Genomic DNA, 20,827 nt, shown 5'->3' on the forward strand with positions numbered 1-20,827 from the left:
CAGCCAGCTAACTCACCCTTCTCTAACAAAGGCCTATCTGGCTGATTGGGTCGGGTTCAGTGAGCTTTCAAAGCTCTCTCATCACCTAACAAGGATAGCGCGTTAAGGCGCATTACAAAATTGCGGAACGGAAATAAACGTTAATTGCGTCAGGCAGGGGTTGCGAGCATGTTTGCAAGCGCCAAATAGTCCGGTGAGCGGCTTTCGCGCAGTATGCCCCGTGCCATGGAGGCACAACGCCCGCATTGGGTACCTACGCCAAGCTCTTTACCAAGCTGGCGCATGGATGAAACACCATTTTCTGCAGCTTCACGGATGTCCCGATCTGTGACTCCGTGGCAAAGGCATACATACATAACGCAACTCCACCAACGACAACAATGTTAGTGATAATTATTGTCATTAGCATCACGGATTGCAAGCCCCCTGTGTTAATTTTGTGCAACAGGTTGTTTCAGGCTTCGGCCTCCCTCGTCAGGTTTCGGTAGCCGGAGTCCGTCACCATCAGGTTATCCTCTATACGGATTCCACCACAGCCTTGTAACTCGTCAAGCAATGACTGGTTGATGTGACGCCCAAGAGGCCCAGATAACAGTGGCTCGAGCAAAGAGGGAATGAAATACAACCCCGGCTCTATGGTCACCACCATGCCCGGCTCCAGAGTTCGCGTCAGGCGCAGGAAAGGTGCATCGGCGGGAGGCGCTACAGGTTTTCCGGCAACATCGTGCACTTGTACACCAAGAAAGTGGCCAATCCCGTGGGGAAAGAAAGCACGGGTAACGCCTTTTGCAACCATATCTTCATCGCTCAAGTCGCTAACCAGCCCCGCAGCGCCCAGTAATGCCGCAATGCCCAGGTGGGTTTTACGGTGTATATCCACATAATCAACGCCGGGAGCCACCATTTTGCAGAGCCGAAACTGCAACTGTTCAAGCCCTTGCACGAGTGCGGCAAACCGCCCTTCCCCAACACCCGCTGTAGTACGAGTAATGTCAGAGCAGTAACCCCGGTAACGCACGCCAGCGTCTATGAGTAAGCTACGGGATTTTGCTGGTGCCCCCGTATCGTAATATTGATAGTGCAGCGTGCCAGCGTGCTCATTGAGCCCAATGATACTGTGATAAGGCGCATCCGCCTCGCGTTGTTGCGTTGCCCGCTGGTACGCCAAGTTGATCTCAAACTCACTGCCGCCCGCTAAAAACGCATCCCGAGCAGCGCGATGACCGGTCATCGCCAGCTTGTTGGCGTGAGCCAAGCAAGCAATTTCGTAAGCCGTTTTGTGCACTCGGGTTTCATTGAGCGCCGCGCAAAGAGCACCCGGGTTTTCATCGCCCGGTATGCCAACTAGCAAAGACGGATCACCAAGAACAGCTAGCTGGCTCAGGCCATCCAGTTTAGGCGCCGAGCGGCCTTCGCTGAAACGAAGCTCAAACCCATCGAGCCACGGTTCTTGGGCCAATTCGAGACTTGCATGCCAAAAGTCAACCGGCTGATACAGTGAGAGCAAAGGCTTTCGGCCTTTGCGGATCAGCAACCAAGCATGCTCATACCCAACCAATCCGGTCCAGTGCAGAAAGGGGCCATAACCTTGAAAGTGCCACGACTGATCGTCGTCATAACGCATCGGAGCCGCGCCAGAGCTGATCAGTAAACTATCGTAACCATGGTCTTCCAGAGCCTTCTCATAGCGGCTCTGCAGAATACCTACATGATCAATCTGGAGAGTTAAAAGCTCAGTGTCAGGCATGTTGGTTTTCCAGTGTTTTCCAGAGGGTTAGAAGATCGTCTGTACGTGGCTCTCGCAAGCGGATCAGGCGGATGTCCAGCGGCACATCCCAACGTTCGTCGCCAGCCCTTGTAAGGCTGCCAAATTGCTCGCTCTTTTCCGTCATCCGGCTGGGCAACCAGCCCATGCCAAAGCCCTGCTTCACCAGCGCCTTGATGCTTGCCGACTGGGTGTTCTCGTTCAACGGCAAGAGGTTTACAGACTCTTTGCTGCGCGACAAATGCGCCTCAATAGCAGACTGCAAAAAGCCTCGTGAGTGGTAAGCAATCAGCGGTACGGTTTGTCCGGCGGCTCCCGGCAGGGGAAATCTTGGTTCACCGCTTTCGGCAGCAACACTCACCGGCACAAGCCACTCGCGGGCGATAACGATGGACTCATACTCGCCACGGCCCAGCCGCTCAGCCCACGGCAAGTCTTGATGCCAATAGCACAGCACCAAATCACACTCACCACCATCAAGGGCATCTAGAAACTGCTCTCCCACCCAGCTTGTCGCCTTGAGGTTAAGTTGAAGACGGTCTGCAACACCTACTTCGCTAGCCCAGCCCTGATAGAAGTGAGAAAAGAGCCCTTGAGTGGATCCCACACTAATACGTGCAGATACTTCCGCCTCCATATCTGCAATCTGGCTTCGCACATCGCGAACATCCCGGGTTACCCGTTGGCACAACTCAAAAAAACGCTCGCCAGCGGGCGTTAAAGACAAGGGTAGGGTCTGCCGATTAATCAAAGTGGCGCCCATGGCTTCTTCAAGCAGTTTGATGCGGCGACTGAATGTGGGCTGACTGACATGTTGCAGCTCAGCAGCACGAGAAAAATGGCGCGCGCGGGCCAGTGCCATGAAGTCTTCCAGCCAACGTATTTCCATGGATTCCCCAGCGAATAACGGTAAAGAGGACAGGTGAAGGGTGATGGTTTTTCATAGGCTACTCACTGCAAGCATCATAGCCTATCGCATCCACACTCTTAAAACCTGTACTCTTACAACCGCCCTTCTTCCACAGCATGGCAAGCCACCTGCGAACCACCATCTGTGACAATCAGCCGGGGTATTTCTTGGCGGCAGCGCTCGTTCGCATAGGGGCAGCGGCCATGAAACACACAGCCCGATGGCAGATTTACCGGTGTTGGCACTTCGCCCTGCAGCCTTATGTAGTTAGGCCTGTCATCCTCTAGCCTAGGGATAGCCGAGAGCAACGCCTGAGTATAGGGGTGGCGAGGCTCAGCAAATAGGGTTTTGGTTTCTGCCAACTCGCACACCCGCCCCAGATACATTACGGCAACGCGGGTGCCAAAATGCTCCACTACAGCAAGATCGTGAGTAATGAACAGGTAGGTCAGATTTCGGGTTTCCTGCGCCTCCATCAGCAGATTCAGCACCTGCGCCTGAATGGAAACATCCAGTGCCGAGATGGGCTCATCCGCCACAATAAACTCTGGGTCTACCGCCAAAGCTCGGGCAATGGCAATACGCTGGCGCTGGCCACCGGAGAACTCATGCCCAAAGCGGCTACCCCAATCCGGGTCTATTCCCACAGACTGCATCACTTCCTGAACTTTTTCGCGCACCTCGCTGCGGGCCAACTCCGGTCGATGGAAATGAATCGGCTCCTCCAGCGTTTGCTGGATCGTCATCCGGGGGTTCAGAGAGGCGTAAGGGTTCTGGAAGATCATTTGCATTTTACGACGGTAAGGCAGCACGTCCCCACCTTTCAGATTATCAATGCGCTGACCGCCGTAATGGACTTCGCCTGCGCTCGGCGATAGCAAGCCCATAACTGTGCGGGCCACGGTGGACTTACCACAGCCGGATTCGCCCACCACGCACAGGGCCTCGCCCTTTTGCACCTGTAGATCCACGCCGTTGATGGCATGCACTGCCTCCTGCTTACGCTGGAAGCGGCCACCTTTGAACGTGATTTGCTCCAGAAAGCTGCCAGAGAGGTCGAAACGCTTCTCCAGACCACGAATATCGACTAATGGGGAGGTCATGATCCGGCCTCCTGCATGCGTTTCTCCTGCTCAATCAAATTGCTAACCTCGTAACAGGCCACATCCACGTTTCCGGAGCGAACATACTCAGGCATGGTTTGTCGGCACTGATCTGTGGCGAAATCGCAACGCGGGTGGAAAGGACAACCGGAGGGTACGTTCTTCAGCGATGGCATAGAACCGGGGATCTGGAACAACCGCGCGCCAGGCTCGCCCATCTGTGGCAAAGCGTTGATCAGGCCTTGGGTGTAGGGGTGTTGGGCATCGTTGATGATCTCCCGTGTGGGCCCTTGTTCAATAATCCGACCGGAATACATAACCAACATGCGCTGGGTCACTTGCGAGACAACACCCAAATCGTGCGTGATCAGCATCAATGCAACGTTTTCCTGCTCACACAGATCCAGCAGCAGCGCCATTATCTCCGCCTGAATGGTCACGTCCAGCGCGGTTGTAGGCTCGTCTGCCACAATAATTTCCGGGTCAAGCAACAAAGCAATAGCAATAATCACCCGCTGGCGCATACCGCCCGACAACTCGTGAGGGTATTGATCAAGGCGTTTTTCCGGCGAGGGGATTTGCACTTTGCGCAATTTGCTCAGAGCGATTTCTCGGGCCGCTTTGGTGCTGACCCGGCGATGCGCTTTGATCGCTTCAACCATCTGCGTGCCAATACTGAGCACCGGGTTAAGCGTCATCATGGGGTCCTGAAAAATCATGGCAATACGGTTGCCGCGAATTTTACGCAGTTCCCGCTCGCTCATGGCCGCCAAATCCTTGCCTTCAAACAAAATCTGCCCACCTGCAATATATCCTGGGCGTGCAATCAGGTTGAGAATCGAGAAGGCCGCCACGGATTTGCCTGCACCGGACTCTCCCACCAGCCCTAACCGCTCGCCTTTATCTAGACTAAAACTAATGCCGCGCAAGGCTGTAAGATCGCCGCCGCGAACGGCAAACCGGACATCCAGATTTTTCACTTCCAGCAGTGGTGTATCGCTTTTCATGGTGATTTAGCCCTTGTACAGCCGTGGGTTCATAACATCCCGTAACCAGTCACCTAATAGATTGATGACTAGCACGAGCACGACCAGCACTAGGCCGGGAATCAGCGTAATCCACCAGGAGCCGCTTTGGATGTAGTCAAAACCGGATTTGATCAAAGAGCCCAGCGACGGCTGGGTTTCCGGCATGCCTAATCCAAGGAACGACAAAGCCGCTTCGGAAATAATCGCATTGGCGATCTGTACGGTGGCAATAACAAAAATAGGAGACAAGGTATTAGGCAGAATATGGCGGAACATAATGCGGTTGGTACGAAACCCCATCACCTTGGCCGCATCCACGTACTCCTTCTTCTTCTCCGCCAGCACAGACGCCCGAACGGTTCGGGCAATTTGTGGCCATTCAGCGACACCGATAATGAAAATCAGCATATAAATGGCAATTTCACCAAACATCAGGTTGCCGAAACTGGCCTTGAACACCGCGCCCACAATGATCGCCACCATCAAGGTGGAGAAGGAGAGCTGAACATCGGCAATGCGCATCAGGATCGAGTCTACCCGTCCCCCCAAGTAGCCTGCCAAAAGCCCAAACAGTATGCCGAGCGCTGCCTGCAGCACAACCGCACCAAAACCGATCAATAGGGATACACGAGTACCGTAAAGAATGGTGGAAAGCATGTCCCTGCCCTGAGCATCTGTACCCAGAGGGAAAGCTGAATCCGCTCCCGGCATTCCTACCGGCGGCAATTCCGAGTTCATGATGTCAATTTGCGCCAAATCGTAAGGGTCCGTTGGGGCAAATAGAGGCGCAAAAACGGCTGCAAAAACCATCAAGAGCAGCACGATGGAGCTAACAATCGCCACTTTGTCGCGCTTGAAGCTGTACCAGAGGAAGGATTCGCGAAAGCGATTCCAGCGTGAAAGGGTCGCTGTTGTCATGCTTTCTTACCTGTCAGTTTCACCGTGGGATTCACTAGCCCGTAAACCAGATCCACCAGCGTATTAGTGATCACGAAAATCAGACCCACCACCATTAAGTAGGCAACGATTAAGGGGATATCACTGCGAGTGATGGCCTCCAAAAACATCAGCCCGACGCCCGGCCATTGGAAAACGGTTTCTGTAAGAATGGTGTAGGCCACCATAACGCCCACCTGCACACCGCCTACGGTAATAACCGGCAGCATGGTGTTTTTGAGGGCGTGGAGAAAGTTGATTCGCACGGCGCTGAGGCCTTTGGCGCGAGCGTAACGAATGTAGTCGCTTTGCAGCACTTCCATCATTTCTGCGCGGATTAAGCGAATAAACAACGGCAGCATAATGGATGCCAGCGATACGCAGGGCAGCACCAGATGCATGAGCCCATCCGTGGAGAAAAAGCCGGAGTACCAAGTACCAAACAGGTGAGTGAGTTCATCACCACGCCCATATGACGGCAACCCACCTTCGGTTGTTAAAGCGCCGTTTAACCACTGCCCCCAGCCGGTGTCTTCGGGGAACCACTCAATGGTTATCCCGATAGAATAGATTTGGATAAGAACAATGGCCGTGAGGAATACCGGAATGGAAATACCCACAGTACTCACGCCCATAAAAAACTTGGCCAACCATGCCTGTGGCCTTATGGCGGCGTAGACACCAATAGGAACAGACAAGAACATAATGATCAAACTGGCCCCAATCACCAACTCCAAAGTAGCTGGTAGGTGCTCGGCAATAACCTCAAGCGTCGGCTTGCCGTAAAAATAGGAATTACCCAAATCGCCTTGAAGAGCTTTGCCAGCAAAGCGCAGGTACTGGACCACCATGGAGTCATTCAATCCCAGCTCTTCCCGCAGAGCCTCCCGCTCCTCCATAGAGACGGACATGCCCACCATTTCCTGAAGCGGGTCGCCAAGGCCGTCCTGAATAGCAAAGGCGATCACACTGATCACAAACATGACCAGCACGGCCTGGGATATGCGCTGAACCAAAAACGCTAGCATGAAAAATTCACCGATGATGAGCCATTAAAGCCTCTCTCCCTGTTATCCCGTAAAGGGCGGGAGAGAGGTTGGAGAGAGGGGGCAAACCCTCGTTTACTCTACGACCAGATCACCCAGATAAGGGAAGTTCATAACGTTCAGAATCGGCTCGATCTTTACGTTTTTCTTGCTGGCCCAAGCCAGATCCTGCCAGTGCAGCGGAACGAAAGCAGCGTCGTCATACAAACGCTTCTCTACCTCTTGCAGCATGGCAGTACGCTTTTCAACATCGGTCTCGACGTTGGCTTTTGCAACCAGCGCGTCAATTTCCGGGTTACAGTAGTTACCCGCATTGTACTGACCAGCGCCGCTGCCAGCTTCAGGACAGAAGGTTAGGAACTCGTAGAAGTTGGCGGAATCCTCGGTGTCAGCGTGCCAGCCAATGAGCATCATATCGCCGGAGCGGTTATCAAACTCCGGCCAGTACTGTGCTTTTGGCAAGGTTTTAAGATCCACTTTGATGTTAATGCGAGCCAGCATGGCCGCTGCAGCTTGAGCGATTTTGTCGTCGTTAACGTAGCGATTGTTTGGCGCCATCATGGTAATGGTAAAGCCATCCTCATAACCGGCCTCTTTCATCAGCTCCTGAGCTTTTTTCACGTCATAACGTGGCTTCAGGGATTCGTTGTGCCCTTGATAACCCGCTGGCGACAACTGAGCTGCTGGCGTAGCAAAACCTTTCATGATCTTGGCCGCGATGCCTTCCTGATTGATGGCATAGGCGATTGCCTGACGCACCTTGGGATTCTTAAAGGCTTCAACCCGTTCCTGATTCATGTGGAACATGATGATACGGGTACCACTCATGGTGACCAGCTCCGAGTTCTTGTCACGTTTGATGCGATCAAGATCCGTAGGTGGCACAGGGGCAATGAAATCAACGCCGCCAGATAGTAGCGCCGATACGCGAGTGTTATTTTCCTTGATTGGAGTTAGAACAATCTTCTTAACGTTGCCGGGAGATTCTTCATCCCAGTAATCCGCAAAACGTTCAAATTCCATGCGCACGCCCTGCTGGCGAGACTTGACTACGAAGGGGCCGGTACCAGACAGATTATCGGAGGCAAACGAGTTGCCGTGCTTCACAATCGCGCTCTTCTTTTTGCCATCGGCTGTCTCGCCGGAATAGAACTGACTGTCGAGCGGAAAAATGTAAGTGGCGGTATTGAGGAGCAGAGGGAAAGGCTCGCTAGTGACCAGTTCAAAGGTGTAATCATCAATAACGTTTATGCCACTGAACGGCTGGAAGATGGCCTTAAAGTCCTGACTTTCTTTTAGCCGATCGTAAGTGAACTTCACATCCTTGGCGGTGAACTCATTACCCGAATGGAATTTCACACCTTCACGGAGTTTAAAACGCATGGTTTTGTCATCAACACGCTCCCAGCTTTCCGCTAGGCGGCCTTCAAAACCAAGGTCTTTCGTCCAACGCACAAGCGGATCAAAAGACATATGAGACAACTGCAGAATGCCTCCCGAGAGCTGCTCGTGAATATCGAGAGTGACCGGGTCGGCGTCGTACGCCATTTTAAGCTCTTTCGTCGCTTCAGCAGACAGAGCAACAGGTGCCGTGGCAAGCGCCATGGTACCGACTAAAGCTGCAAGTAGTTTTTTCATTGCGTTTCCCGTCGTTGTTTTAAGAATTTTACGGCACTTTATTTGGGGCACACCGACACTCAGGCGCCCCGGACGTCTTCCATAGAAACTAGTCCCGGAAACTACGTACCGCAATCGAAATTACAACTTACGGTTATTCGTGAGCTGAATAGCGGCTTGCGCCCGCCCCTTAAAGACGAAATACCAGAGGCAAGATAAGTGCTGTAAAAACACCCGTCAGCCCCATACCCAAAGAGGCAAAGGCGCCTGCGGTATGGCTAATCTCGAAGGCTCTGGCCGTACCTATGGCATGGCCATTGAGGCCCAGAGCAAACCCAACAATGCGCTCATCATCAATCTTGAGCCATTGCGCTAACAGGTCAACAAATAGGGCGGCAACAACACCCGTAATCAACAGCCCACCCATCATTAAAGGCACAGACCCACCCAACTGCTCTGTAATACCGATAGCAATGGGGGCGGTCACAGATTTAGGCGCAAGGGATGCCAGCACCTCCGGCGTGGCCCCCATCGCCCAAGCGATCACAACCGCATAAACAGCAGCCATGGTTGCCGCCAGCGGCAGCGTAACCACAATCGGCTTCCACATGGCCCGAATGTGGTGAATTTGCTGATACAGAGGAATCCCCAAAGCTACGGTGGCAGGACCAAGCAACACAGTAATCCAAAGCGCCCCTTGCTGATAACGAACATAGTCCAACGACAAAACCGCGATGACTGCCGCTAACATGACGGCAGAGAGCACCACCGGCGGCATCCATAAGGGCTTGCCTAGGCGCGCAAACAGCCAGTTACCGGCAAAAAATGCACTCAGTGTAAGACCGATTGCGAATATGGGGCTAGCTGACAAAACATCAGGAATAGCCATAAAGCGACCCGCAAGCTCAGTCATTTGTTCGGCTCCGCGCAGACAAGCGCACCACCTGCTTCATCAGCAACAAGGTCGTTAAAACACTCAGAAAGGTGCCCAGCAGCAAGGCCGCCGAAACCGCCAGCCATTGCCCCGAAAACTGCGAAGCCATAAAGAACACCCCAACTACACCGGGCATAATCAGCAACACCAGAACGGAAATGAGTGCTTGGCTGGCCGACGCCAACGCATCACTCACCCTCCCCCGCAGCATTAGCGTTAATGTCATCAAAATCATACCTAGCACACCACCGCTGACCGGTATCAAAAACACCAACCGCAAGGCTTCGCCAAATAGAAAAAAAAGAACCAAAATCAGAAAACCGCGCAACATCGACATATCGTCCTGCTCACCCCCTGAAGAATTGCTTTACACTAGCGCAAACCAACATCTTGATACCAATGCAGGACGGCCATGGCGCTCAAAGCAACCATTTTTAAAGCCACACTCAATATTGCCGATATGGACAGGCACTATTATGCAGATCATCAGCTCACCATAGCTCAACACCCGTCAGAGAATGACGAGCGCATGATGATTCGCCTGCTGGCGTTCGCCCTGAATGCACATGAAGATCTGGACTTCACCAAGGGCCTAAGCACAGACGACGAGCCGGAGCTTTGGCAAAAAAGCCTAAGTGACGAGATTGAACTGTGGGTTGAACTAGGGTTGCCCGACGAAAGCCGCCTGCGCAAAGCCTGCAACCGCGCGCGTCAGGTTATTCTGTACGCTTATGGCTCGCGCGCAGTGCCCGTATGGCTGGAAAAAAACCAGAGCAAACTGCGCCGCTTCGATAACCTGCGAATTGTTGAATTGCCGAGTGAGTCCACAGAAGTCCTTGCTGGACTGGCTGAACGCAACATGAGTTTTCAGGTGACGATTCAGGATGGTGAGGTATCTTTCAGTAATGAGGGCGCACTGGCCAGTATTACTCCGGCCCCGCTATTCCCGTGACGAAAGGCTACCCCGACCAGCGCGCCGGGACTGGACAGCGTAGGCTTGCACACGTAAGATTGCGCACTCGAAATTGACGCACAGCCGTCGCATTCGAATGCGCCCGTAGCTCAGCTGGATAGAGTACCGCCCTCCGAAGGCGGTGGTCACAGGTTCAAATCCTGTCGGGCGCGCCATATTTTTCAAGGCCTTACGTGAAAGCGTAGGGCCTTTTTAATTTTCTGTGTCCAAATTGTGTCCATGGCGCGCCCCAGAATTGAAACTGCATTTTCTTGGCGCGGGAATTATGCCCTTTGCCTGATTGCACTCCTTGATAGTGAGGGCGCAGATCTTGCCGCTCGACCGCCCTTTTCTGCGCCAGCGCCATCTGGCGTCTAAACTACTATTGCATGCGCACCATCTCGACTAGTTGATTTGTAGCGAGACTAGCATTGCACACGCAACAGCGACTCTTCTGAAATCCTCGTAGAAAATGGCGTTATTCAAAAAGTTGGAGCTGACTTACCCCCGGCAGAGGAAACCATCGACCTAAGAGGTTTACACGAGTATGTCTCCAAGGGTGTTCAGTTCGTCCGTACCCATATCGACTTCTGCGACCCGAACCTGACAGGGCTAAAGGTCATGATGGAGGTTCGTGAGTAACTTAAGGATAAAGTGACCATTCAGATTGTCGCCTTCCCACAGGAGGGAATGTACGCCTACAAAGGCGGCAAGACACCTCCCCTCAAACGCCGAGGCATGACCCGCGTGAAGGAATTCTGGGAGAGCGATATAAACGTATGCTTTGGTCAGGACTCCATCAACGACCCTTGGTTTTCTATTGGCAATGGGGAGCACTTGTTTAAGAAGCCTGAACCCAGCTACGAGGTTGAAATCGATCTGTTGGATAGCTTCGCTCAGGTCATTACCAAGAGGCAACATCTAGCAACAAGTGTTTAAAAATAATAAGACTGCAACTACGCTTATTTGTAGCCCTTCACCGCACAAAATTGGTGAAAGCCTTCTAATTCAGGAATGAAATGGGAGACAAACATGTATAGCAAAAAACTCGGACTTCCCCTTATAGCAGCTTCCGCAGCGTTGCTTCTATCCACATCGCAGGCGCTCGCAGAGCCGAAGCTTGAGGTGGAAATGTTTGAAGCAAGTGTGGATGGCAAAGGAGATTCATTAGGGACGGTCACCCTCATCGCCTATGACGAGGGCGTACTAGTTGAGTCGGACCTTCGCAAGCTTGCACCTGGCACTCATGGCTTCCACCTTCACGAAAACCCTGGCTGCAGTCCGATAAAAAAAGATGGAAAAACGACACCAGCAGGCTCTGCTGGCGGTCATTACGACCCGCAAAAGGCCAAAGAGCATAAAGGCCCATTCGACGTCTCAGGGCATCTAGGAGACCTGCCGAGGCTTCACGTGGGCCCTGATGGGGAAAACGCCCAAACCAATATTGCGCCAAGGCTGAAGCTGGCCGACTTTAAAGGCCGTGCTCTGGTCATTCATGGCGGAGGCGATAACTACTCAGATTCTCCCCAGCCTCTGGGCGGAGGCGGTGCTCGTATAGCCTGCGGAGTTGTTGCTGACTAATAGGAGGCTTTTCAGGTAGACCAGCTGTGTAACGATCACGCCATGGGCACCGCCGAAAAGCTAATCAACATTTAAACCATCTTCCCGAGCCAAAATAGCTTGCAATCAGGGTCGCCTTGAGATAATGCTAGGAATGATGTAACATACTGATTATATTTATTTTTTATAAAAATGGATTCTACAACTAAAACAAGGAGAACATCATCACTATTAATCAAGGTGACCGCATTTATCATCCGGGGCATGGCATCGGTATAGTTAAATCTATTCGCAAAAAGAGCTTTTTTGGCGAAGACAAAGCCAAGTTCGTCAAGTTCTATTTCGAGCGTGACGATCTCACTTGGCTGGTGCGCGCTAGTGACATCCCGAGCACAATTCGCATGCCAATGAGCGCCAAAGAGGCAAAAAAGATCATTAACCATTTGAAGAGCTGGCAAGGCACGTTGAGCGAGCAATGGAAAACCCGATCAACAGCAAATCAGGCTGCTATCGATAAAGGCGACCCATATGGCTACGCTGAAGTGGTGAAGGGGCTAAGCGTGATGCAAGAACAAAATGCGTTGAGCATGACTGACCGCAGACACCTGAACCTTGGCATGGCGTTTCTTTGTGAGGAACTGGCCAACGCGTTGGGAAAAACTCAAGCCAGAGTGCGTCAGCTTATTGAAGAAGCTACAACATTCCGGCCTGCCTAAGCGGCTGGTGATACACCACCAGCAAAAATATCAGAACAGCACAGGACGCGATTTCAGCCAAAGGATTTGGCTTTTTATAATGGTTTATCGGTCACCTTTCTTTATCGGCCCGGACCGTTTTGTCTATGAATCTCGCCATTTTAATCGCGGTGGCGACTGACTCTTTATCGCCGCGAGAAAGTTGGTCGATTTTGTATTCTTCAACAAGCGAGTCTTTTCCGCCACCGGCAAGGGCCGGCTAAGCAGGTAGCCCTAAAGCTGGTCACAGCCTTGCCCACCATTAATACAGGATTCAGTACAGCCATAGCTTATTTTGCAAACCATTAGACGCTTTGCCGTTGAACCTGTTATAAAAAACCACTCTCTAATTTCCCCAGGCAATTGTAAATCTTGTCGCCTCGACGTAGGCTACAACGCTTTTTTCGTGTACGGAAACACTATGGGTATCAAGAACGAGCGACTGCGGTGGCAACTGGCCTCCGGCGTTTTGAAGGCGGTCCATTTAGAGCGCTTGGCGAACCGGTACAGCCGAAGAGCTGTTATGGCTGGCTTTAACCTCGTGAACGGCGGGCTGAGCATCGCCTTGGTGGCGTTCATAGCCCTGGTGACTCAAGAAGCCTTCATCTTCCCCTCACTGGGGGCGACTGCTTTTATTCTTTTTTATGTACCTATGGCTCAGCCAGCCTCACCTAAAAACACACTGTGTGGTCACCTGATTGGCGCTTTGATGGGCCTGCTAGCACTGTATCTTTTCGGTTTACAAGATTCGCCATCTGCATTTACAACCCATGTGGACCTACCGCGGGTTGGTGCTGCAGCACTGTCTTTGGGGCTAACCAGTTGCTTGATGGTCTTGCTTAAAGTTGCCCACCCTCCGGCAGGCGCAACGGCGCTGATTGTCTCTCTTGGCCTTATGCCGAACCCTTCCCAGCTGCCCATTTTGATGGCCGGAGTACTGGTGTTACTTGTTCATGCGTTTTTGATGAATCGCCTTTCCGGCATCCCCTACCCGCTCTGGTCGTCCAGTACCGCCGGGCCGCCCCTATCGCTGAGTCCTGAGAGGACATAGCGCGATAGCCGAACGCATTGACACATCGCGAGCGACGGTAAATTGACTCATTCAGTAACCAAACAGCGCCATATTTTACACCATTTAACACCTTGGCCCGATAGGATTGCATTGTCCACTTTTTATGGAGATGCATAATGTCCTTCCCAACCAACACACGGCTAAGCTACCTTGCCATCGCGCTAAGCGCGCTACTGACAGCCTGTGGCGGTGGTGGCTCATCATCCTCTACACCTGAAACTCCAGACGCATCGGCGAATACGCCGGACACCAGTGCACCTGACACCAACACCCCTCCTGCAGAAACGACGGACCAAAAGTTTTGGGTAGAGGGCTTTGCGGTTAAGGGAGCGATTGACGGTGGGCTAATCTCTATTTGGTACCTCAAGCCCGATTTCAGGACGGACAATGGATGGGAGCAAATAGGGGAAACTACCAGAACCGACCAGAATGGTGCATTTCGCATCTCAGTGCCTGAGGTTTATACCTCTCAGCCGCTAAAAGTGGTTCTAAAATCCGATACGCAAACCCTTATGCGTTGCGACGCCAAACCAGCGTGTAACACGCCATCGGGTGTTAGTGTAGGTTTTGGCGAGTGGTTTTGGCCGGGAAACAACCTGGAACTGAAGTCCCTCGTGAACACAGCTGATGCAAACCAAAGCGTAGTTTTAACACCGCTGGTAACTCTGGTATTCGAAAAATTCATTAAGTCTACCAGCCGCCGTTTTTCCAAGTTTGCAGAGTTGCTACGGTTTCAGGAAGACCGCTACGGCCTCGAAGCTGGCGCCCTTTGGAGAAAGCCCGTCGATTTGGCAGCACCCGACTTGAATAACGTTCAAGCATCGGACTTGAAAACAGCCTTATTGAATATTGCCTTTCTGAGCCTTGCAGATGGGCAAGAGTGGAACACATTGGGCGATGTACTTAACGCTGCGCAGGAAACCGCTGACTCGAATGGTGACTTACCACTTAAATCGGAAAGCAATCTGGGCCTGAGCGTTGAGCTGTTAACGCTGGCCGGTATGCTACAAGCTGAATATTTGCAGGATTATCTGGAAACTGCCGGTGTTCGCGATAGCGTTCTTGCTGCAGCGGTAGCTGGCCTTGAAGAAACCCTGATATCAACCGGAAATCCACCTGCACCGCAGCCAACTCCGGAACCAGTGCCTACACCTGAGCCTACTCCAGAGCCTGTGCCCGAGCCAACACCTCTGCCTACTCCAGAGCCGGAGCCAACACCTGTACCTACGCCGGAGCCAACGCCCACTCCAGAGCCAGAGACACCTCCGGTGGCGGTAACAGGCTCCGCGACAATGAGCTGGACCGCACCTGGAACCCGAGTAAATGGCGTATCGCTGACAATGGGTGAAATTGAAAAGTATGTTGTCAAGTACGGCAAAGAGCAGAACATTGAAGACAGAGCCCATGAAGCAGAGGTGACAGATGGTCAGGCGATGGAATACCAGATTGCGGGTCTTACAGAAGGCACCTGGTACTTCGCAATCAAAACCATAGATACCAATGGTCTTGAAAGTGACTGGTCAACCTCTGTTAGCAAAACGATTTCCCGGTAATCCGGGGAACCCAATCTCGGTTTTTTAGAAGCGCCAAACGTATAAGGCCAGCCCGTCATCACAGACGGGCTGGCCTATTTGCACTTATTGCGGAAGTGTCGCAACCCACTGCTGATTGCTACCGCCATGGTGCTGCCACATCACCAACGCCTGGCCTGCTGCATCCATAGCGTAATGGCTGTTTTGCTTTAGCCGGAAGGATTTGTCGGCATGCTGCTCGAACTGCTGAGCCGCACTGGAACTACAGGCGGCGAGCACAAGCGGTGTGTTGTTGGTAGTCTGAGCCGAACTGGCCACACACAAGCTGGGATCAAGTCCGGAGCGCAACACGCCCAACGTGGGCTGCCATTGCCACAACTGAGCGTCGGCCCCTGAGCAGTTAGCAAGGCTCAGTTGGGCACCGGCACCGCTCGCAGTCAGGCACAAACCAGACTTGGCGCTCCTGTACTCCGCCCAGCGACCGCTTGCGGAATCCATGCGCAACTCCCATTGTTGATTCGCGTTACCATGGGACTCCCAAAACCCTACCCAGCCGCTGCCATAGGCGTCCAATGAATGGCTATCGCTGCCCGCACTGGTTATCCGCTGCCCGGAGTACTGCCAGCTCTGCTGTGAACTGCCGTTACACGCCTGAAGATTGGGATAGCCGTTGTTCCAAGGCGTACCGTTGTTATCCAGACAGAATGCATTATCACCTTCCTGATTGGAGATTGTTCCCTCAACCGGGTCGAACAGCCACCGCTGATCCCGAGCCAGGGGCTGGCAGGCGTAATGATCCACCCAGGCTCCACTGGTTACGCCATCGTCGTTCCCCGGAATATCCATGCAGGTGTTGGTGCCACGGTTAAAGGCAGTGACGTAGTTTGGTAACGGATTCACAAACTGGCGATTCGTGTTGCCGCGAGCCCGTTCCCACATCTGCAGATAGGCTTCTGCGGAGTTCATAACAGACTCGTATACACGGCTGGGCGCGCGCTCACGAATATCCTGAATGTGATCAGCAACCAGACCGTAATGTGCCATGCCATCGGAGTTGAGATCGAAACTACGATTGCCGGTAACCTGCTTGTCTACCGTAAAACCAAACTCCGTAGTGAACGGATACTCAAGTGGCGATACTCCAACGCTTGCGCGGGGGCCGGGCTGGTTGCCGATTCCGCTCATGTCGGTAGAGAAGGTGACACCCGGCAGATAATCCGTGGCCTCAACCTTGTCCAGAAATCCGGAAATCGCACCGCCAATCGTGTCCGCATCGCTGTTATAGGGCGCTAAAATGCCGCCAAGCTCAGCAATTCGAACCGCATTCGGGTGCACGGTCCCGTTCGCGCCCGCGTGCATATGGCTGTGACCGGATATCAACCCGGAGTATTGTCGTGCTTCGGCAATATCGAGCACGGCTTCGTGGCTGTGCTGGGACATATGATCCACCTCAATGACCATGCCCATATCCATCAGCCGATTCACCAAATAGATACCAAGATCGGTCAACCCACGGTTGTTGCATTGGTCGGTGGTCTCATCGTAGTTGGTAGAACCCGTAACCCCCAGCAAGCCTTCAAGTCCGAACAGACCAAGGTCGTTGATCATCATCTGACCTTCGGTCTCCTCACTACAGGCACTGGTGGAGAAATACCGGCCGGTCGACAGATTATTGCCCACGTTGATCAACCCGCCTTCAATTCTGGCGCCACCAAACTGGTTATCAAACCGGTGAATGGGGTAGATCACACGAACGCCCAAATCGTGATATTTCTGCAGCTGAGCATCCACATAGGCCTGCATTTCGTGCAAACGGAGAATCTGAAGGTCAATACTCTCCATGGTATTGCAGCTGTTGGTACCGCCCCAGCTCTGTGGCAAGAGGGTGGATTGCAGATTACAAAGCACCTCGTTCTCTACAAGATGGGTCACCATCATGCGCTGTCCGCCCAGAAAGGCCCGCTCAATCCAGCGGTAATAGTAACCGGTGTGGGACAAACTCTGGTGATTGGGCCAGAAAGTGAACCTTCTTCAAATGCACGGGCTTCAGAGGCATGGGCTGTTGAAACAAGCAAGGTGGCGGCCCCGAAGAGCGCCAAGATGAATCGAGCCCTAATCCTGTCCTTTTATTGTGTTTGTCGGATTGACCGGGTGGATCCGTCACAAACAATAGGAGCAGGGCTTAGCTGACGCCACAGCAACAGCTTTGCATATCATGAAAGGACTGTGCAGTTTCTTGAAAGCATGTCAGGAGGGGCCAATCCGGGCGCGCAGAACCCATCACGCCCCACGTTGATTAAAGCCCAGCGCCTAAAGACAGAAGCTCGGTACACGGCGACTCTGTCGGATAAGGAATTCTCGCCTCATCCACAACGCGAACCAACCTGCTCTGGAGTTTATGATTCGCCTCGATGCGATCCCAGGTGTCGAAGAAAGCACTCTTCTGCCATGCCTGCCCCCTGTGCAATGCCTGCATTTCACGCTTACACGCATTTGCTAACAATAACCGCTCTAATACAAACCGGGCGTTGTCGGGCGTTACCTGAAAATCAGGTTTTGCTGTCGCTATCAACTCAGCATAAACCTTACCCGCCGCAAGGGCGTATGGCTTCACCGCCAAGGGCAAGCTGCTGGAAGCAATGGCTTTCTCGTAATCATCACGAACACCGTTTTGGTTGCGATCAGCACCCCACAGCGCATCCATTCGCTCCGGATCGTCATAATAGCTTAGCGCTGGTGCCCGCGAACGGTTGCTGGTTGCAGGCTTAGCAGCTGAGCTGATTTCTTCGGATTGCGGCTGGTTTGGTGAAGCTGAGTGTGCGAGAGGGGATAGCCACAAAGCGCCGATCCAAACAAGAGTGATCAAGGTGTGTTTCATGGGACAAGCTTTTTTTCCATAACGTCACTGCGCCAACAGCATTGCGTACTATGAGGAAGTGCGATTTTTATTTGGTTATTTGTGGCTCTATAAAAGCCAGCTGGCTACTTTTTCAAGCGAAGCACTTTACTAAGTGGCAAGTAATTCTGTGCGACGATATCAACATCATCAGGATTCACACACCTCTCTTGGCACATTTTTTCAAACGCCTCAGATAAGCGCTTTTGTTTTTCTTCAGGCTTGCTGGGATCGTCAAGATAGCGGAAAAGGTTGTTGATTTTTTCCGGGTTTTCTTGCCCTAAGCCGGAAAACTGCTCAACCATCTGAGCACTCATGGCAACGGAAAAAAACCGATCTGCCACTTTCGCGTAGTGCTGAAAATCTTCATAGCCTATTTTTTGGCTAACGCCATCAAGCAACAGGTTATCGGGCTTGTCCTCCATCATGTCTGCCATGGTGGTATAGGGGCGCATCTTCATCAGAGATGCCTGAAACCGCTTCTTTTCTTGCTTGCTCAGCCGCTGGTCCACGGAGGCAATAACAGTAAAAACAGCCGGTGTTTTGGCGATAAACCGGTCTACATCACTTTGTTGCAGGCTATCGGCAAACACTGGCAGCGACCATGCGGCCATAGCCAATATCAGTACTCTCGAGATGTTCTTCATATATGTTTCCTAATCGTTTGTTTTTAATACGGCGCGCAGCAAAGAGACCTAACCCACCCGGCTTAAATACTCGCCTTTAAGCCGAGCAACGGCTTCCTCATTGAATTCGTTATGCACCATCACGACGCTCCAGAGATCGATATCGCCATGCAGCACAATAAGCGCAATGGCTCGTATCATCAGGGTGGGCGATTCCAAAGCCTGTTCATAAAGCCCTTTCACCGCTGGGTCGCCTCGGCGGTCTTGCAGCATGTAGGCCAATGCATCGCGCACTGTCCAGTCGTCGGATGTTTCGAAGGCGTGGATCAAATCCGGTAGCCACTCGCTGTGGTCTATCTCGCGGTAGGCTTCCAGCTCGTCGTAGTCGTCCCGTAGTACTGCTTGTTTGACCTGCACGGGGGTGTTTTTGAACACCGCTGTGCCGCTGGGCGCGGGCTTGACCTCGGTTAGTGCTTTGAACCGATCGGCGGTTACGACCCAGTCTGGGATGTATTCATTTTCAACCCGAACCCGGTAGCCTTTGTGGTCGTAGGCCATGACGGCAAGAGCCGTGAGGGGCACAGATACCAGCCCGTCTTCTGCTGTCTCTGATACCTTAACCCAGTATTCCTGATGCAGGCGCAGGGCTTCTTCCATGTGTTCATTGAAGGCATCCTCCTGATCTCCAGCGAAGATGGTTCGAATAATGGAATCAATGGGCAGCAGGATACGGCTCACATAGAAAAACCGGCTATCGTGAAGCTCGTCGGGGTCAAAAGCTGCTTTTGAATCCAGCAGCAACCGGGCTAGATTCGCTTCGGGGTTGTAGACGCCTTTGAGCAAAGCGGCGAGCGCCAGTTCGTACTTTGTAGCGGGCGCTTTCTCAGCCTGCAGTAACATGTCCTCACCCACCTGATTGAGAACCTCCAGCGCTTCACCACTGCGCGTCATCACCCCAAAACAAAACACCTTCAACCAGACACCAATATCCGTATTGTTTGCCGTATATTTGCCGGTTATGGGCAACTGCCGATCCTCAAAGCGCAGCTGCAATTCCTTGCCATCGTTCAACACCGACCGAAAGTGGCCGGTTCCCAGTTGCTCGGCTAGACACAGGGCGTGCCAAGCCAGATCGGAGCCGGGATGGACCGAAGCTTCTGTGGCAAAAAACTCGCGACAGGAGTTGAAAAAGGTGGGTAAAGCAGAGCGAGGGGTTTGCTGAATAACAGCTGGAGCTCTCACCAGCATTTTTTTATACCTTTCGAGACAATACTCATAGGAAGCGATATTTGGCGTGTGGTGGCGCTTAATCATACTGCGTTCTCCGTATCACTCGTGTTGGTCACCAGAATATAGAACGGCCATACGCATCCTTGGCTAGGCGCCAGCGTCAACTTTCAAAAGAGGACGCGGATCTTATCTTTTGCGGGGTGATGCGAATGTAAGCAGGTTCGTAGGGTGGTGTAGGAGATTGGCTATTGCAGGCGTTCTTTACATTTAGGGGCCTGCTCTTCACTAAGCAATCCCATCGCAGGCATTCACTGGGCAAAAAGAAGAGACCTCTATTTTCTCAAACATCAAAGCTATAACATTATCGCTTCAACAAACCGTGCGATCTGCAACACCCAGGTAGCAGGCAAGCTACTTGATGCAATGCACCTTTAGATTAAGGATAAACTATGGAACATTTCACGGCAGCGTTCAGCAACTTCGCCAACTTCAGCGGTCGTGCAACACGCACGCAATTCTGGATATTCATGCTGATCTACTTTTTGATCATCGTTGGCCTGACCATCCTTGAAGTGATAATCGGATTACCAACCATCCTATCTTCAGTGTTTTCGCTGATAATGCTTGTGCCCAGTCTTTCCTACGGTGCCCGCCGCCTCCACGACATGGGTCGCTCTGGCTGGTGGCAGCTGCTCCTCTTTATACCTGTTCTTGGCTTCATCATACTATTGGTAATGTTTTGCATGCCTACCAAGCCCGAATCTATTGAGGCGTATCCGCCCCAAAAATAAGCCCTAACCAATCCGTGAGTGTGGCGCAGGCGTGCTTTGGGGGCTCTCCACCTCCCCAAAGGCACGCAGGCACCTGTATAAAAAAAGAAAAAGGC

21 protein-coding genes and 1 tRNA gene are annotated in these 20,827 nt (G+C 52.5%); 8 read left to right on the plus strand and 14 right to left on the minus strand.

Going from position 1 to position 20,827, the window contains the following annotated elements; all coding sequences use genetic code 11:
• Window positions 1–149: 149 nt before the first annotated feature.
• The 10 genes from FE845_RS07365 to FE845_RS07410 form a co-directional block, all read right to left on the minus strand.
• Window positions 150–356 carry a bacterioferritin-associated ferredoxin gene (locus FE845_RS07365; protein ID WP_200362997.1) on the minus strand — a complete coding sequence of 69 codons (207 nt, stop codon included), beginning with the start codon at window positions 354–356 and terminating at the stop codon, window positions 150–152.
• 98 nt (window positions 357–454) lie between these two features.
• Window positions 455–1,747, minus strand: a complete 1,293-nt coding sequence (pepQ, locus tag FE845_RS07370; protein WP_200362999.1) for a Xaa-Pro dipeptidase — start codon at window positions 1,745–1,747, stop codon at window positions 455–457.
• On the minus strand, window positions 1,740–2,654 hold the full coding sequence (locus FE845_RS07375; RefSeq protein WP_200363001.1) for a LysR family transcriptional regulator: 915 nt from the start codon (window positions 2,652–2,654) through the stop codon (window positions 1,740–1,742). The genes pepQ and FE845_RS07375 overlap by 8 nt, the downstream gene beginning before the upstream one ends.
• A gap of 113 nt (window positions 2,655–2,767) precedes the next feature.
• Window positions 2,768–3,778, minus strand: a complete 1,011-nt coding sequence (locus FE845_RS07380) for an ABC transporter ATP-binding protein (protein WP_200363003.1) — start codon at window positions 3,776–3,778, stop codon at window positions 2,768–2,770.
• Complete coding sequence (locus FE845_RS07385) at window positions 3,775–4,785, minus strand: ABC transporter ATP-binding protein (protein WP_200363005.1); 1,011 nt, start codon at window positions 4,783–4,785, stop codon at window positions 3,775–3,777. The genes FE845_RS07380 and FE845_RS07385 overlap by 4 nt, the downstream gene beginning before the upstream one ends.
• A gap of 6 nt (window positions 4,786–4,791) precedes the next feature.
• Window positions 4,792–5,724, minus strand: coding sequence for an ABC transporter permease (locus FE845_RS07390; protein WP_200363007.1), 933 nt, complete (start codon window positions 5,722–5,724; stop codon window positions 4,792–4,794).
• Window positions 5,721–6,770, minus strand: coding sequence for an ABC transporter permease (locus FE845_RS07395; protein WP_200363010.1), 1,050 nt, complete (start codon window positions 6,768–6,770; stop codon window positions 5,721–5,723). Before FE845_RS07395 ends, FE845_RS07390 begins: the two co-directional genes overlap by 4 nt.
• 93 nt (window positions 6,771–6,863) lie before the next feature.
• Window positions 6,864–8,426, minus strand: coding sequence for an ABC transporter substrate-binding protein (locus tag FE845_RS07400; RefSeq protein ID WP_200363012.1), 1,563 nt, complete (start codon window positions 8,424–8,426; stop codon window positions 6,864–6,866).
• 169 nt (window positions 8,427–8,595) lie between these two features.
• Window positions 8,596–9,318: an LrgB family protein gene (locus tag FE845_RS07405; protein ID WP_200363014.1), complete on the minus strand. Its 723-nt coding sequence runs from the start codon at window positions 9,316–9,318 to the stop codon at window positions 8,596–8,598.
• On the minus strand, window positions 9,311–9,676 hold the full coding sequence (locus FE845_RS07410) for a CidA/LrgA family protein (protein WP_200363016.1): 366 nt from the start codon (window positions 9,674–9,676) through the stop codon (window positions 9,311–9,313). The genes FE845_RS07405 and FE845_RS07410 overlap by 8 nt, the downstream gene beginning before the upstream one ends.
• A gap of 75 nt (window positions 9,677–9,751) precedes the next feature.
• Between FE845_RS07410 and FE845_RS07415 the strand changes: the two genes are divergently transcribed.
• The 7 genes from FE845_RS07415 to FE845_RS18585 all read left to right on the plus strand — a co-directional run bounded on the left by FE845_RS07415 (window position 9,752) and on the right by FE845_RS18585 (window position 15,210).
• On the plus strand, window positions 9,752–10,291 hold the full coding sequence (locus FE845_RS07415; RefSeq protein WP_200363018.1) for a YaeQ family protein: 540 nt from the start codon (window positions 9,752–9,754) through the stop codon (window positions 10,289–10,291).
• A 99-nt stretch (window positions 10,292–10,390) separates the two neighbouring features.
• Window positions 10,391–10,467, plus strand: a tRNA-Arg gene (locus tag FE845_RS07420).
• Between the two features lie 478 nt (window positions 10,468–10,945).
• Window positions 10,946–11,230, plus strand: coding sequence for a hypothetical protein (locus FE845_RS18965; RefSeq protein WP_200363020.1), 285 nt, complete (start codon window positions 10,946–10,948; stop codon window positions 11,228–11,230).
• 93 nt (window positions 11,231–11,323) lie between these two features.
• Window positions 11,324–11,872, plus strand: coding sequence for a superoxide dismutase family protein (sodC, locus tag FE845_RS07430; RefSeq protein ID WP_200363022.1), 549 nt, complete (start codon window positions 11,324–11,326; stop codon window positions 11,870–11,872).
• Between the two features lie 380 nt (window positions 11,873–12,252).
• Window positions 12,253–12,567 (plus strand): hypothetical protein, encoded by a 315-nt coding sequence (locus FE845_RS18970; protein WP_413785076.1) that lies wholly within the window; start codon window positions 12,253–12,255, stop codon window positions 12,565–12,567.
• A gap of 439 nt (window positions 12,568–13,006) precedes the next feature.
• Window positions 13,007–13,636 (plus strand): HPP family protein, encoded by a 630-nt coding sequence (locus tag FE845_RS07440; RefSeq protein ID WP_200363024.1) that lies wholly within the window; start codon window positions 13,007–13,009, stop codon window positions 13,634–13,636.
• A 137-nt stretch (window positions 13,637–13,773) separates the two neighbouring features.
• On the plus strand, window positions 13,774–15,210 hold the full coding sequence (locus FE845_RS18585) for a fibronectin type III domain-containing protein (protein WP_227714180.1): 1,437 nt from the start codon (window positions 13,774–13,776) through the stop codon (window positions 15,208–15,210).
• 84 nt (window positions 15,211–15,294) lie between these two features.
• Here the strand turns inward: FE845_RS18585 and FE845_RS07450 are convergent, their stop codons facing one another.
• The 4 genes from FE845_RS07450 to FE845_RS07465 form a co-directional block, all read right to left on the minus strand.
• Window positions 15,295–17,127 (minus strand): ricin-type beta-trefoil lectin domain protein, encoded by a 1,833-nt coding sequence (locus tag FE845_RS07450; RefSeq protein ID WP_200363026.1) that lies wholly within the window; start codon window positions 17,125–17,127, stop codon window positions 15,295–15,297.
• A gap of 358 nt (window positions 17,128–17,485) precedes the next feature.
• Window positions 17,486–18,067, minus strand: coding sequence for a hypothetical protein (locus FE845_RS07455; RefSeq protein WP_200363028.1), 582 nt, complete (start codon window positions 18,065–18,067; stop codon window positions 17,486–17,488).
• 104 nt (window positions 18,068–18,171) lie between these two features.
• Window positions 18,172–18,732 (minus strand): hypothetical protein, encoded by a 561-nt coding sequence (locus tag FE845_RS07460; RefSeq protein ID WP_200363030.1) that lies wholly within the window; start codon window positions 18,730–18,732, stop codon window positions 18,172–18,174.
• A 48-nt stretch (window positions 18,733–18,780) separates the two neighbouring features.
• A complete protein-coding gene (locus FE845_RS07465; RefSeq protein ID WP_200363032.1) occupies window positions 18,781–20,025 on the minus strand; it encodes an immunity 49 family protein in 1,245 nt (414 codons plus the stop codon).
• A 365-nt stretch (window positions 20,026–20,390) separates the two neighbouring features.
• Here FE845_RS07465 and FE845_RS07470 point away from each other — a divergent pair, with 365 nt between their 5' ends.
• Window positions 20,391–20,732 (plus strand): DUF805 domain-containing protein, encoded by a 342-nt coding sequence (locus FE845_RS07470; RefSeq protein ID WP_200363034.1) that lies wholly within the window; start codon window positions 20,391–20,393, stop codon window positions 20,730–20,732.
• Window positions 20,733–20,827 lie beyond the last annotated feature (95 nt).

Origin of the sequence: Marinobacter sp. 1-4A (assembly GCF_016597725.1) — a bacterium.
Lineage (GTDB): Bacteria > Pseudomonadota > Gammaproteobacteria > Pseudomonadales > Oleiphilaceae > Marinobacter.